A 14,896-nucleotide genomic window follows, 5' to 3' on the forward strand; every position below is an offset into this window, starting at 1 on the left:
ACATAAAACAGAAAAATGTGACGAATACCACCAAAAATGTGATGAATCAAATGTTTCTTCATCTTATAGCTGGGATTCTATTGTTGTTTCTATAAAATAGAATTTGATTTTACTATCTTTAAGCTGAAAAGTATCAAACCAGCTTTATTAACTTTATTCAAAAAAGACACTACATAATTAATCCGCTATTTACACATTCACGTCCTATTTTGCGGTGTTACGGCAAATAGCCAAGATTGCACACAGCATTGGACTGTCAAATGATCATAAATACAGGTATTAAAAAATAATTGATCACATGGATACATATATCGTGTTAAAAAGGTTCTCTAGTTTAGAAGAAGCTCAAGAATGTCATAAACTACTTTCGGAAAAAGGTGTAACAACGCGGTTGGCAGATAATGTCCCCCCCGTGGATATTACATTTTCTGGAAACACGGTTGGATATCAATATGAGGTTCAAATAGACCCTGCCAATTTCGCAAATGCAGAATCTATTTTAGAAGAGCAGGAAATGCAGTCTCTCCCTTTGGTTGAAGACGACCATTACCTGTATCAGTTTTCCGACGAAGAGCTCTTAGAAATTCTTCAAAAATCCGATGAATGGAACAAATTAGACTACGCACTGGCTAGAGAAATTTTATTAAAAAGAGGGAAAGATATTGATCAGGAAAAGCTTGATCTTTTGAAGCAGGAGCGACTCATGCAACTACGGGAACCGGAACCGCAGCAGAAGTATTGGATTATTTTTGGCTATATTTCCGCCCTTCTAGGTGGACTTTTAGGAATTGCAATCGGGTATATGCTGTTTAGTTCCAAAAAGAGCCTACCGAATGGCGAACGGATATTTTCCTATTCGGATCATGACAGAAAACATGGGACAAATATATTCTATATCGGATTATTCGTATTCACAATATCCGTTCTCATCAAAATGCTCTGGGGATGATAACATAAAATGAATACGATTTACATTTTTTAGCGGAACAGCTCGAGTGCAGCTTTGTGACTGTGGTATTCTGTATCCTATCGCGATCTAATTAGCGCTAACGTCAACTGTAAATTTTTAATACTAAAAAAAATACCTATATTTAAGATGACATCTTTATTCTTGAATTATTTTTTGTAAACCTACAAACAAATTAACTTTATGAATAGTTTAAAGACCACAGCCACTCATTTCCGTTATAAAAAGCATCCGGGAGATCTATTCAGAAATACGTGCGTTCAATTATTACCGCATCCCTATAAAAATCAAGAAGACTTTTGGGTATGGTTTCATCCCTCCTACCACCGTAGTGAAGACATTTCAGATTTAGGCGACCTGTACAAACAGCTTCACGATACGCCTTGCCAAGAAACGAGAGTATCATCAAAAAATGAGCTTTGTTACCCTGCGGTCTCGAAAGAACGTCTCTTTGAGGAAATAAAATCATTGGAGCAAAAGATCTATCAGGATTGCTTTGAAAACTTTTATTTGCTGATTATCGAAGGCCGTATCGAGCTGTTAGAGAGTCATCAAATTGAAAGTAAAGAACCTGGCTCCTAACACCTATTCTTTAAACCGTTATGCATTATTTGACTTGTGCGATTATAAGGGAGGACGATAAGATACTCATTTGTCAGCGTCCGGCATCGGTGACGCATGCCTTAAAGTGGGAATTTCCTGGTCGCATTACCGAGTCCCACCAATCAATGAAAGCAAATTTGTCGCTCAAAATCAGGGAAGAGCTTAATATAGATATTCTTGTCGGAAGGCCGTTAAAGATGACGCAACAAGACTATACAAGTCCAGCACCTTGTCTCTATCCTATTCTCTGCACCTTTTGTTCTGGCGAAGTTGCCTTTCAAAAATATGTTCAAGCATTATGGGTTTCCCCCGCAGAATTATTACATTTTGACTGGACCGATAGTGATCGACCAATTGTAGACGAGTATACCAAATACCTTGAAGATTCAAATCCTCCGTCCCGCATAAAGGAAGCTTTTTTAGAAATCCTGATTGGACTCATCGGCTTTACACTGGTCCATATATTCTTCAATCTATATATAGCCTTATTGATAACATTGATCTTAATCACTGTTACCGGAATTTAGACCTATTACACCCGAAAAAATATAAAGAAAAGAATCCCATAAAACTTCCCTACATTTATAAAACTAAGTAACCCATAATTTCATTTTAGCCATATTGAAGACTTAATCAAATGAAAGATTTCCCACAATTAGTTACAGAACGACTTATTCTCAACGCCATTGACACGACTGATATTCCACAGATTGTAGACTATCTGCAAGACAAGGTTTATTCGGACTTTACCTCAAATATTCCCTACCCATACCGAAAAGAAGATGCTGAATATTGGCTTAAATTAGCCGAGGAAGCGTTTGCCAATCGTAAAGGCTTCACTTTTGCTATTCGAAATAAAGATAAAAAGCTGATCGGAGCTATTGGTCTGCACGATGAAGGCTCGGATAAGGCCGAGTTGGGATACTGGATCGCTATTCCTTACTGGAATAATGGTTATGTCACGGAAGCCGCAAAAGCAATCATTGAGTTTGGTTTTAAAGAACTAAACTTCAATAAAATCTTTGCGACCTACTTCCCACATAATCCAGCCTCTAGAAAAGTCATGGAAAAAATAGGCATGAAAAAAGAAGCCCTGCTAAAACAACATTTAAAGAAAGATGGCCGGTATTATGATATTCCATTGTATGCTATTTTTAGAACGGATCTATCTTTTTAATAAAAATCAATCATTTAATCTGCTAAAAAAATGAAAAACAAAATTGGATATATTGCCGTCGTTTTTTTATTTCTCACTGGACAAATCACCTATGGTCAAGAAACAAATCGGGAAAAAGCTTCTTCAAAAGGAAAGGAAGCCATCCAACTCATGGACGATGGAAAGGTAGATGAGAGTATCCTATTATTGAAAGAAGCTCAAAATCTCGATCCGAATAGTATCACGTACCCCTATGAGCTCGGCTACGCCTATTATTTAAAAAAAAGACTATAAAAAGACGATTAAGTACTTAGAAAGTATTAAAAGTGAAAAGATTACCAATGACAGAGTATATCAATTATTGGGAAATGCATACGATATGCTTGGCGAAAGTGATAAAGCTGTAGGTACTTACGAGAGTGGATTAAAAATATTTCCCAAATCAGGTCATCTTTATTTGGAAATGAGAGCCATCCAACGTGTCAAAGGAAATTTAGAAGATGCATAAGGTTATTATGAAAAGGGCATAGAGGTGGATCCGGAATTTTCTTCAAATTATTATTGGGCATCAAAGATATTTTGTATTTCCGATGAAAAGGTTTGGGGAATGATTTACGGTGAGATATTTATGAATTTAGAACGAAACACCAAAAGAACAGCTGAAATAAGTGAGCTTCTTTATGATCAATACAAAACGCAGATAAAATTGAAAAGTGACACAGCGCTTTCCGTTAGCTTTAGTAAAAACGCATTTGTCAATGCAAAAGCAGCAGATTCCAGTCAAATAAAACTGCCTTTTGGAGTAGGAATTTATGAGACAACATTAGCGATGTCAATACTTGGTTTAAAATCTATAGATATCAATACATTAGACACTATAAGAACTAACTTCATAAACAACTACTTCAGCAGTAAACACAACAAAATATTTCCAAATGTCCTCTTCAGTTATCAAAAAAAGATCATCGATCTAGGTTACGGCGAGTCTTACAATCATTGGATATTAATGAAAGGCGACGAAGATGCTTTCGAAAAATGGCTAGAAAACAATGAAGAGAAATGGACACTTTTTTCAAATTGGTTTTTGAAGAATCCCCTAAAAATAGACAGCACAAACAATTTTTTTCGTAAACAATATGATTAAACCTTCAGTATCATAAATAGCCAAATTGATATAGCGATTTGTTCAAAATCTATTCCAAAAAATGAAAATTTATTTTCGTGAAAAATTGATTAAATTTAAGCAACTGATATTCATAAAGGATAAAACATGAAAATATTTGCATTCGCTGGGAGTAATTCTTCCACATCGATTAACAAACAATTGGTCAAATTTGTACTTAAAAGCTTCGAGGGGCACGAAATTAATTTGATCGACCTGAATGACTATAACATGCCTGTTTTTTCTGTAGACTTAGAAAAAAATGGGTTCCCACAGGAAGCGCAGCTTTTCCTAGATCATATAGCCTCGAGTGACATGATCATTTGCTCCCTCGCAGAGAATAATCGCTCCTATAGCGTAGCGTTTAAAAATGTATTCGACTGGGCATCTAGAATAAATGTCAAAGTTTTCCAAGATAAACCCATGTTGCTTATGACAACTTCACCAGGTGGTTATGGTGGTGGAAATGTGATGGCCGAAGCGCAGAAATTCTTTCCGCAGTTTGGCGCTATCATTAAAGAAACATTCTCGCTTCCCAAATTTTACGAAAATTTTGATCAGGATAATGGCGTAATCAGTCCGGAACACCTCAATAGTCTGAGGGAAAAAATAGCGGACTTTAAGGAACAGATTTCTTCCTAGTGATATCCCGCTAAAAATCTATTTGCCTTTTCGTGCATTCTGCATAACTTATGCCGATGTACTGAGTACATACTGCTTTGCATATTATTGACCTTTTGCTTACCTTTTCTTTGTTTTTCAGGCAAAGAAACACCAATAAAACGACAAAGAAATAGCAAAGAAGAAGCGAAAAAACAGCAAAGAAACACCGAAGAAACAGCACCGGAATAGCAGAGAAACACCAAAGAAATTGCGAATAAGCTGCAAGCCGTTACCCTAGCTCCCCAAAGAGCGGCACTATAATATAAAACGGACCCCGTAGGGATAGCAGCTATTAAAGGTTCATAATTAAGGAGGGGTGAATCACCCCTCCTTAAAATTTATTTAAGTAACTCTTCGAGTTTCTCTATCAACTTTACTCCTTTTAAGTTAATTCCAACAATCTTACCTTCTGGAGAGATGAGGTAATTTTGCGGGATAGCCTGAATACCGTACAATTGAGCGGCTTGATTTTGCCAACCATTCAGATCCGACACCTGAGGCCAGGTTAATCCATCTTGTTCAATCGCTTTCAGCCAGTTATCTTTCTTTCCTGGTTTATAGAGTGAAACACCCAGTATTTCAAATTTTGATCCTTTAAATTTTTGATAAGCTTTCACTAGATTAGGATTCTCTGCACGACAGGGACCGCACCATGATGCCCAAAAATCCAGAAGTAGGTATTTACCTTTAAAATCTGAAAGTTTTAGCTCCTTACCTTCGGGAGTTACCTGTGCAAAATCTAAAGCTGGCTGTCCAATTCCTAGTTTTTTTGCTAGTTGAATATCTGCATTCAATTTTTTTCCGATAGCTGTTTGCCTTAATCTCGATGACAAATTGAAAAACAAAGGTTCGGTGGTAACTACATTATCATCGTAGCTGGCAACTTCCTGCAAGGCCAACAAACTGAAGTAATTGTCTGGATTATTGACGATAAAATTTCGCTGCGCCTTCTTACGTTCTGTTTCGATCTTGTCTATTTCTTGCGCAATTTGGTTGAGCGCATTCTCGTCACGATTTTTTTACTGATACAAATCAGCTCTTTTAGACTGCTGAACCATAAGCTTTTTCTCATAGGAGTTTAAATAATCTTGATACTGCTTATAGGCTACCTGCAGTTTACCGCCTTTCACCAAGGAAGACTCGAAAGGACGTTGAACAGTGATTTGCGTATTGGGTTCCATAGGGTCTACGTAAAATGTAAGACGCTCCATCGGGCCACCTTTGCGGTTCCAGAAGGAAGCTCCATCTTTGGAATAAAATAACATGACTTGCGTTGGTTCCATAATTTCCCCCTTATAGATCACATCATTGGATCCAAAATTAATAGAGTCAATTGTCAATTTTCTGTCCACGATGTAGCGAACAAATGCTTTAGATTTTGCGGGAAATTGTTTTCCCTTTATTGTTAATTGAAAACGCTGACCTTGAGCCGATACTGTCCCAAGACAACTTAAAACCAAGAATATGGATGTAGCTATTTTTTTCATATTGACTATTACAGTGCTTTAGCACGTGCCACAAGAGCATCGGCCAGTTTAATAATTTTTGAAGTTTCCAGTTCCGCCAATCCACGCGCAGCTTCTGCAGCTTGAACAGCTTCTTTCTTTTTTTTCAATGCGATACAAATATCGGCCAATGTTCCTTGATTGGAATAACTTGAGGGATTCAATTCGACTGCCTGTTTGGCCAGCACATAGCATTGTTTTAGGATAACTGGATTTGCAATATTTCCTTTTGCATTGGCATTGCGGCGGGCAATAAAGCTCAATCTCTCGTCCTCATTTTTGAGCAGGCCTTTTCTTAAGACATTCGTGAGGGTAACAAACTCCTTATGGGTACCATGTGCAGCGGTCCATTCTACTTTATACAGTGCAGCTTCTATTTTTTGTTCTTGATCTTTTAGGCCTTCAAAATAGGCTAGGCCAGCATTAAACTCATCTACTTTATGATCTCTAATATAGCCATACATGGCATAACGTAGCAGCTGTGCCTCTTTTTTCGCAAAATCCGCCGGCACTGCTATGCTTTTAAAATAAGATTTGTTCGACTCAAAAAATTTTCCGTAACGATCATCCAGGCTTTGTGCCATCATTTTTATGGTTTCCCATCCGTTTGGGCTCCTCAAAAATTTATCGGTAGCCACGCTGTCCAATGCCTTTTTCGCTGCATTTGCTGCTTGACTATCGGTTTGCTCCATCACTTTAATATAGCGGATTAGAAAATTAGACTCCCGCATACCCAAATCGTACGATTTACGCAAGTTGGGGATTTGAAAATTGGGATCATTAGCTTGCTCTGCCTGTTTCAGGAACAAATCAGCTTCCATGCGAGACTGGGTTCTATAGATCAATGTCCCCTGCCCATCTAAAAATAAATACGTGGGAAAACTTCTGATTTGGTATAATTTAGCAATGTCTACACCCTCTCCTATCTCGCAGTCAAATTTAGTATTGATAAACCTGCTATTAAAATAACGAGCGACTTCAGGTTGTGAAAACACATTTCCTTCCATCCATTTACAGGGAGCGCACCAGGAGGTAAATCCATCCAGGAAAATCAGTTTATTTTCTTGCTTGGCCAATTCCTTTGCCTGGCCAAAAGTGATCTTCTGAAACTGTATATGTTCTTGTGCGAGCAATAGCATCGACTGTGTAAAAGCCAGTGCTGTCAATAGTATCTTTTTCATATTTTTTTATTAAGAACCTAATCAATTTCCATGTTGATAGAAATTGATTAGGAATGAGTGGTCTACATCTAATTTTTTAGCGTTCGTATTGGGGAATTCCCGGATTCAACGAAAGTACCTTTGGGGGAACCGGAAGTATCATCCGGGCATCCGTGGATTCCATTTCGAAAACTTTCCCTGCCAATGGATATTGGATTGACTTCTTAAAATTGTCTGCTATAGCGAGTCGTTTCAAATCAATCAGCCTATCGGATGCCATAAAGGGCATTTCACGACGTCTTTCGTCAAGTACCGTCTGTAAAACAATTTTTGGATCCGTTGAGGTTAACGCTTTATTATTCTCTATTCGGCTATTTCTTAATGTATTCAAGAAGCTTAGTGCCTCCGCCGTATTACCCGTCCGAACAGCTGCTTCCGCAGCAATCAAAAACAATTCAGGCGTATTAAATCCTGTGCTAAATTCGACGTAGGGAGCAAAAAGAACCCGTCCTGGAAATTTTACAATAGTAGCACCTAAAGAAGCCTGATCGCGACAGAAAAATAATTCATAACGTTTGTCGGTTGCACCTGCTGGCAAATCTTTGGCGTATGTTTCTATCAGCTCTTTAGAGGCATAAAATTCGGCATTGGGGCTACCTAGGGAACTTGTTCCCAATCGAGACCATACAGCCTCCATATTCGTTCTGGAATCGGGAAATTGAACCGAATTATCTGTTTTAAGACAAACTCGTCCCCAAGTCGTCTTGTCTTTATTGGTATATAAACTATAATCAATGAGCGTTTTATTCACAGCAAGTGCTTGTTTTGCATTCTCAAGGGCCTCTTTGTATTTTCCCTGATAGAGATAAACCCGACTTAGAAAAGAGAAACCGACGGAACGTACTGCTTGAAATCTATTTGACTGCACTGTACTCAAATTTGGCAACGCGTCATTAAGATCGCTAACTACCTGATCATAGATCGCCTGAACAGATACACGTTCGTATTTTTGATTGATATCCTCTTTCAGCACCAAAGGTACCCCTAGATCTTTTGTTGCACTTGCAGGATTATAATGAGCGGCATAGATATTCACTAGACTAAGGTATTCAAATGCACGACCGACCTTAGCCTCAGCCCAAACCCTTTTCTTTTCGGCTTCCGATCCCTCTGTTGCTGCCAATACATTGTTAATAACAACATTGTAAGTGAATATGTGGCTATAAGCCGATTCCCAGTATGGATCATACTGGCCATCTTCAAATATCGCACCGTGAGCAAAGCTATAGAGTTGTTTTTTTACATAGTCATAATAGTCATAGCTTGCTGCCGATTGTACATCCTGAGGATCTCCGGACTGTAAATTATCTACTAAATAGTTCGGATAAACAGCGGAAGCCCTTACTAAAGATTGATCGTTTAGAAGCAATTTGTAATCATTCAGATTCTCTGGAATTGTAAAACCTTTTGGTTTAATATCCAAGTATTTGTTACAGCTATTCAATGTCAATAAACCGAATAGCAATCCTATATATATTTTTCTCATGATATTTTCTTATTAAAATCCTACAGATACACCTAAATTGTAAATTATTGGTGCTTGTATCCCTCTACTTGGACTCGTTACCGTACTATACCCAGCCCAAACCTCGGGATCAAGATTATCCTTGTTAGCGACCCAACGCCATGCATTCAATACCTGTCCTGTTCGACGCACATAAGAAAGTTTTGTCGGTGCAATCCATTGTGCAGGAAGGTTGTAGGATAATGAAATATCGCGCAATTTAATATAGTCAGCCTTCTGAACAAATTTATGTGCAGCATTGAAAATATCGGAAATATTGCCTGAAGCAGCAGAAACAAATGCGGGAACAATATCAGGGTTACTTTCATCACCTGGGTTCTTCCAATAGTTCAACCATAATTTGTCGAAGTTATTATTGTAGTTAAGCTCCGCGTATTTACTCAAGAACTCTGGATGAACTCCCCGCATCACATGGCCACCATTGAAAATAAACATAAAGGAAAGCGTCAAATCTTTATACTTAAATCCATTTCTGAAAGAAACAGTGTAGGGAGGTACTGTCGTACCTTCATAGATTAAATCATCGACAGTCAATTTTTGCGTGGTCTCGACCAGACTACCATCAGCCTTTCGTGCCAAAGGTCGTCCCTTATCATTTAATCCCGCATAATCTATGCTATATAAACTACCCATTGGGATTCCAACCCGATTTTGGGGAGCATAATAGTAATAGTATGGGGTATTCTGTTCAACATATAGATTGGTAATCTTATTTTTGTTGTAACTAAAATTCACTGTGCTGTTCCAGCTGAAGTTTTCACGTTGAATCATCTTACCATTCAGCCCCAACTCGATCCCGCTATTCTGCATATCAGCATAATTAAGCAACACCATATCCCATCCCAAAGTTGGATCCAACGGCGTATTCCCCAATAAATCAGAAGTTTTCTTATTGTAGATATCAAGAGTAGCTGTAAGTCTATCTTTAAATAGTGAGAAATCAAAACCAACATTGAATACTTTTGTTCGCTCCCATCGCAACAATGGATTAGGCGGAGAATCAATGTAGGCTTGCATTTCACCGTTAAAGTAGTTCAGATTGTTATTCACCCTCGAAATCAAATATGGTCCATTATCCTTTGGGACATTTCCATTTACACCATAAGTCGCACGTACCGACCAACGATCTAATGGTTCCCAATCAATTCTTGGCAGATGATATAAAGCGCCTATGGACCAAAGAGGTTTGTATTGATTTTTGATATTTGTTCCAAACAAATTAGATTGATCCATCCGGATGCTTCCACTCAAAGTCAACTTACGATCATAGGTATAAGATCCATTGGCATAGAAGGAAACAAATCTATCGACTAGATCCTTAAATCCAGTCTCTTTTTTCGAAATAGTATAGCTATTAAAAAGCGCCTGTGTGTTTTGGATCTGAATACCAAAAAGCTCTTCATTAATTCCTTTGTAGACTAGGCTATTTTCATCGTAACCATACTTGTAAATATTCGTATATCGGTTATTGATCTGTCTACGTTCAGCACCGGCGATTGCGACAATTTCATGTTTTCCCTGAATATTATTTTGATAATTAAATTGGCCACGTAAGGTATAGCTATTGACATCATTACGTTGTTCAGCAAATTGTCCCCCTTGCGGAATATTGCGTTTGATTGCCCCGTCCTTTCCGATTTGGGTAGCGTCATTCACCATACCTACAACCGATTGGGCATTTTTCCTATTCAATGTGCCATTATACCCTTCGGTCCGTTCACTTTGATAGGACATATCGAAGTCCAGTCCTTTGATAATCTTAAAATTTGCAGCAAAATTTAAGTTAAGGTATTTATTATAGAACTTTTCGTGAATCGCGGCAACATGATTTAAAGGAATATAGGTCTCATCTTCCAGTCCCAGCGCATTCAAGCGATCAATCTCAAACTGAGATTTTGAACTATACCATTGCGCTGGAGAACCATCCTCATTTTCAAGCAGATAATAGGATGCTTTGCCTCCCATATAGTTATCGTAGAAATTGAAGCCAATATCACCCTCTCTATTTTGGTTTTTCCCCAATACATTTGCGCGTAAACTAAACCAGTCGGTAAACTTAAAATTATTTTTCAGACTAAATCCCAGCTCCTTGTTTGTCGCCCGTCCCTTATTGTAATCTCCCGGCTGCGTATAATTGAGGGAATAATGGTATGTATAACGATCGGATCCTCCCGAAATAGCGAGATTATGCTGCTGATCGAATCGGGTCGTATTCAGAAATTTATCCATTTGACTAAAGCGATCACGATTTCGATATACATCCAGCCGCTTTTCCATCTCTTCTTCCGAAATTACTCCACCTTTGCGATCGTACAAAATTCGATAAACGTCGTTCATCGCTTTTCTCGGGTCAATAACTGCATAATCTCCCGAACGGTAATTAAACATTTCCTTTTGAAAGTTGACCAGTTCAGCGCTACTCATCTGATTGAGGTAGCTACGGCTTGGAAGTCCTCTAAAAGAAAGCGTATTGCTATAATCAATCTTTGTTTTGCCTGCGGAGCCTATTTTTGTCGCAATAACAATAACACCGTTAGAGGAACGAACGCCATAAATGGAGGCTGCCGAAGCATCTTTCAAAACGGTTATGGAAGCAATATCATTGGGATTAATAGCTGTTAAGTCACCTTCAAAAGGCATACCGTCAACAACGATTAGCGGAGCAGCCTGTGCGTTGATGGTGGAGCGTCCACGAACCTCGATACCCAGGTTATTTTTCGAATTCTGTGGACTTGAAGTATTTCGCACCAAATTTAGCCCGGGCAACAATCCATCGATCCGGTCCAATAAATTAGGTTGAAGCCGTCCTTCCATGTCTTTGGCTGTCACCTGAGCAATTGAGCCTGCTACTCTTTCTTTGCTTATTTTTTGGTATCCTGTATTGACTGTAATGTTCACTTCCTGCAATTGCTCATCCAAGGCTCTTAAGGTAATCGTACCCAAATCGGACTTAGCTGCAATCGTAAGTGGAGCAAATCCGACCATGGTAATGTCCAAAAAGCTATTTAAACTAACGCCATTAATTTCAAAATGACCATGCTGATCTGTAACGGTTCCTTTTGGAACACCTTTTACACGAATCGTTGCACCTTGAAGTGGTCTGTTGTTATAATCGACAATAAAACCTTTTACCGTCATTAACTGATTAGTGATCGATCGTTGAGTCTGTTGAGATTTTTCGTGTACGACAATAATCTTCCCCTTGATCTCAAAATCGAGATCCAAATCGTCCAATAACTTCCCAAGAGCATTTCCCAACGATTCTTTTTTAACGGTTAAGTTAACCTTTGTATCTGGATCAATAGTTGTGGCCGCCCATACATAAGAATAGCCAGTCTGCTTATTGATCTCTGAAAAAACCTTTCTCAACGACACTGATTTCTCCTGTATCGATACGTCCTGTCCATACGTTTTAGCTCCAACATGAAGCAAACAACAAGACATTAGTATGGTTTTGTAAGCGATATGCGCATAATGTTTCCCCTCCATTGCGGCCTACCCCAAATATCTGGGCGATCGCTGTTTTTCATTTGTTGCGTTTGATCGTATAGGGCACGACCAAGTTGTGCATAATTTTTATAGTTTTGTTTTAGGTTAAGAATTAAAATTCTGTTACAGTTAGAATTACTTGATCTGAAGCCCTAAATGTTGCAAGCGTTTAGGGTTTCGTCTTTTCATTTAGGTTGTTTTGTCTACATAAATGGTCTTTCCTTTAAATTTAAACTTAATTTTCCCGGTACTCTCCAGTACGTTGATGATATCTTTCAGACTGCTGTTACGAGACAACATCGCTTCAAATTTTTCCGATTTTATTTGGTTATCGAGATAGACGACATCTACATTATACCAAGACGCTAACTCATCCATAATACCCCCTAAAGTCTCCGAATTGAACACGAAATATCCGTCTTTCAATGCATTGCGCGCGTCAAGATCAATTATTCGTCGTTCAATTTGACCGAGTTTGATATACGATTCTTCCCCTGGCAACAGTATAATCTGCCTGTCGCCCTGTCGAACCCTAACTTTACCTTCGTATAATGTCGTTTTAAAGTCTTCTATATTCTTGGTTGATTTCACATAAAAATGTGTCCCCAATACGGAGATATTGATCTTCCCTGCTTGTACCACGAAAGGTTTCAGTTTTGGAACCTCACCTTCCCATGGTAAATATTTTTTGGCAACTTCAAAATAAGCCTCCCCCACCAAACGAACCTCCCGCATACTATCTACTTCATAATAATCCAACTGCGTTTTGGCATTCATCCATACTTTGGTTCCATCAGGTAATAGCATGGTCATTTTCCCACCCTTGGGTGTCGCAGCGAATAAATTATTCACTCGTGCCGCTTTATTTTTAACGGGTGATACAAACGATAATAAAGTATCTCCTGGAGCCATCGAAATTGAATTTCCATTTCCTAGACGTACTACCCCTGTCATTTGAGCGGGTTGAATATCTTTATCCGGAGTCTCCTGATAGACCGTATCCGAAAGATTATGTATAAAAAACAACACGAGTAATCCAATCAACGCCGCGGCGATACCATAGGACAACATACGTTTATAAAAAGGTTAAGTGTATGAGGTATTGAGGTAATCTTGTTCAAAGAGGGCAAATGATTCCTCCCAATCATAACGGGCTATCCCGTCTAAATCCGCTTGCATTTGATCTTTGTTGTCAATCAGATCACATAGCCCCTTATTTGCATCAGTTTCGGACCGCCATAAGTCCAACTTTAATTTTTCGTCATCGCGCAATCCTTCCAGCTTGGATTTGCTCAGTAAATAAATGATATGTTGGGGTATTTGCTCCATATTGCTCTATATACTTAAAACAATATTTTGATTTCGTTTCTCTAAAGAGGTGGTAGATATTTTCACAAAAACCTATGTATCAGAAGTATAAATTTTCTAATAATAGAGTAAAAGCAAAAGTAGGCAAAAAAACCGGTCAGGCTTGAGTCTTAATCTCAAAAGTTCAATTCCCCTTTTCTTTTGATTGTAAATCGTACTAGTGGTTAGTCCTAAGGAGATCGCTGCTTCCTGTGGGCTTAAATCTTCAACAATCAACTTACGCATCACTTGCTTACATTGCTCAGGCAGGGTATCAATGGCATCATGGATCGTTCGAAGCGTCTCCAAATAGATCATTTGATGGCTGATCGGTAAATCGACCAGATCGACCTGTGACGTATAAAAATTGGTTTTTTGTTGAATTCTATTTTCTTGTTGGATCCTGTTTAAAGCGGCGTTTCTACAACTTGTGTAGAGAAAACCTCGGATTGATTCAACATGATCAAAATCTATCCGGCGCTCCCAAAGCTTTAAGAATACATCCTGCACGATTTCTTCGATGGTACCTTTATCAAGATTCATCTTTTCTAAAAAATAGCACATTGGACTATAGAAAGTTTTGTACAGAAACTGTAAACCATCCCTTCTGCCCTCCCGAAAAGATTTTAAAAAATCTTGCTTGCTAAATTCTTGGTTTACCTTGTTTTTCACAATTCAATATTACTTAAATTTTAAATAAATATGAAAATTTCATTTATTGTGATCAACAGTCCCGCGCTGGCAAGCAATAGAAAACGGACAGGCCAAACCGGTTGACACAATACTATTCCATTCGGCAGCGATAGCGTAAAAGCGAAGCAAGATCGATGTATTTAGATTATAATTTCTACACGATCAATTCTGGTGATACAGACTCTTCATAGTAGGCTTCATTCCATTTTGCCAATTGGCACATAATAGGTATTAAAGCCTTGCCCTTTTCTGTCAAAGAGTACTCTACGCGTGGTGGGAGCTCCTTGTACTCTTCTCTCAAAATAACGCCATCCTCTTCCAATTCTTTTAATGAACTGGTCAAAACCTTTCGAGAAATATGTTCGATGAGCGCATCCAATTGACCAAATCGGGCTTTTCGATCGCGCAAAGTATAGATAATCACAGGCTTCCACCGGGTACCTAAAATTGCCATGGAACGCTGCATGGCACAGGAACAACTTTTAAATTCAGTCCTTTTCATTTGAATATATTCAAAATAGTTACACGAAGGTAACTAGTTTATACTAATAATAGTTACAAATATA

17 protein-coding genes are annotated in these 14,896 nt (G+C 38.4%); 8 read left to right on the forward strand and 9 right to left on the reverse strand.

Annotated elements, in window-relative coordinates; genetic code table 11:
- The first annotated feature begins 298 nt into the window (after window positions 1-298).
- The 8 genes from B3297_RS16275 to B3297_RS16310 all read left to right on the forward strand — a co-directional run bounded on the left by B3297_RS16275 (window position 299) and on the right by B3297_RS16310 (window position 4,530).
- Window positions 299-949: a hypothetical protein gene (locus tag B3297_RS16275; RefSeq protein WP_286779147.1), complete on the forward strand. Its 651-nt coding sequence runs from the start codon at window positions 299-301 to the stop codon at window positions 947-949.
- Window positions 950-1,150: 201 nt separating this feature from the next.
- Window positions 1,151-1,549, forward strand: a complete 399-nt coding sequence (locus B3297_RS16280; protein WP_070569411.1) for a hypothetical protein — start codon at window positions 1,151-1,153, stop codon at window positions 1,547-1,549.
- 20 nt (window positions 1,550-1,569) lie between these two features.
- Window positions 1,570-2,097: an NUDIX domain-containing protein gene (locus tag B3297_RS16285; RefSeq protein ID WP_070569408.1), complete on the forward strand. Its 528-nt coding sequence runs from the start codon at window positions 1,570-1,572 to the stop codon at window positions 2,095-2,097.
- A gap of 110 nt (window positions 2,098-2,207) precedes the next feature.
- Entirely contained in the window at window positions 2,208-2,747 is a 540-nt protein-coding gene (locus B3297_RS16290; protein ID WP_286779148.1) for a GNAT family N-acetyltransferase, read from the forward strand.
- A 30-nt stretch (window positions 2,748-2,777) separates the two neighbouring features.
- Window positions 2,778-3,020: a hypothetical protein gene (locus B3297_RS16295; RefSeq protein WP_083296093.1), complete on the forward strand. Its 243-nt coding sequence runs from the start codon at window positions 2,778-2,780 to the stop codon at window positions 3,018-3,020.
- Window positions 3,021-3,105: 85 nt separating this feature from the next.
- Window positions 3,106-3,234 (forward strand): hypothetical protein, encoded by a 129-nt coding sequence (locus tag B3297_RS16300; RefSeq protein ID WP_286779149.1) that lies wholly within the window; start codon window positions 3,106-3,108, stop codon window positions 3,232-3,234.
- Between the two features lie 24 nt (window positions 3,235-3,258).
- The gene (locus B3297_RS16305) at window positions 3,259-3,870 is read left to right on the forward strand and encodes a hypothetical protein (protein WP_286779150.1); all 612 of its coding nucleotides are present in this window, start codon (window positions 3,259-3,261) and stop codon (window positions 3,868-3,870) included.
- A 126-nt stretch (window positions 3,871-3,996) separates the two neighbouring features.
- Entirely contained in the window at window positions 3,997-4,530 is a 534-nt protein-coding gene (locus B3297_RS16310) for an NADPH-dependent FMN reductase (protein WP_070569402.1), read from the forward strand.
- Window positions 4,531-4,889: 359 nt separating this feature from the next.
- On the opposite strand, the gene B3297_RS16315 is transcribed toward B3297_RS16310, so the two are convergent.
- The 9 genes from B3297_RS16315 to B3297_RS16355 form a co-directional block, all read right to left on the reverse strand.
- Complete coding sequence (locus B3297_RS16315) at window positions 4,890-5,450, reverse strand: peroxiredoxin family protein (RefSeq protein WP_286775053.1); 561 nt, start codon at window positions 5,448-5,450, stop codon at window positions 4,890-4,892.
- Between the two features lie 120 nt (window positions 5,451-5,570).
- Window positions 5,571-6,038, reverse strand: a complete 468-nt coding sequence (locus B3297_RS16320; protein ID WP_115047901.1) for a DUF4369 domain-containing protein — start codon at window positions 6,036-6,038, stop codon at window positions 5,571-5,573.
- Between the two features lie 8 nt (window positions 6,039-6,046).
- Window positions 6,047-7,237 carry a thioredoxin family protein gene (locus tag B3297_RS16325; protein ID WP_070569393.1) on the reverse strand — a complete coding sequence of 397 codons (1,191 nt, stop codon included), beginning with the start codon at window positions 7,235-7,237 and terminating at the stop codon, window positions 6,047-6,049.
- 76 nt (window positions 7,238-7,313) lie between these two features.
- Entirely contained in the window at window positions 7,314-8,762 is a 1,449-nt protein-coding gene (locus B3297_RS16330) for a RagB/SusD family nutrient uptake outer membrane protein (RefSeq protein ID WP_286779151.1), read from the reverse strand.
- Between the two features lie 12 nt (window positions 8,763-8,774).
- The gene (locus B3297_RS16335) at window positions 8,775-12,245 is read right to left on the reverse strand and encodes a SusC/RagA family TonB-linked outer membrane protein (protein WP_286779152.1); all 3,471 of its coding nucleotides are present in this window, start codon (window positions 12,243-12,245) and stop codon (window positions 8,775-8,777) included.
- 234 nt (window positions 12,246-12,479) lie between these two features.
- Window positions 12,480-13,361, reverse strand: coding sequence for a FecR family protein (locus B3297_RS16340; RefSeq protein ID WP_070569385.1), 882 nt, complete (start codon window positions 13,359-13,361; stop codon window positions 12,480-12,482).
- A 15-nt stretch (window positions 13,362-13,376) separates the two neighbouring features.
- A complete protein-coding gene (locus B3297_RS16345) occupies window positions 13,377-13,619 on the reverse strand; it encodes a hypothetical protein (protein WP_115047897.1) in 243 nt (80 codons plus the stop codon).
- A gap of 96 nt (window positions 13,620-13,715) precedes the next feature.
- Entirely contained in the window at window positions 13,716-14,309 is a 594-nt protein-coding gene (locus B3297_RS16350; protein ID WP_070569382.1) for an RNA polymerase sigma factor, read from the reverse strand.
- 175 nt (window positions 14,310-14,484) lie between these two features.
- Window positions 14,485-14,832: a winged helix-turn-helix transcriptional regulator gene (locus B3297_RS16355; protein WP_070569380.1), complete on the reverse strand. Its 348-nt coding sequence runs from the start codon at window positions 14,830-14,832 to the stop codon at window positions 14,485-14,487.
- Between the last annotated feature and the right edge of the window lie 64 nt (window positions 14,833-14,896).

Origin of the sequence: Sphingobacterium sp. UBA3519 (assembly GCF_002377215.1) — a bacterium.
GTDB lineage: Bacteria > Bacteroidota > Bacteroidia > Sphingobacteriales > Sphingobacteriaceae > Sphingobacterium > Sphingobacterium multivorum.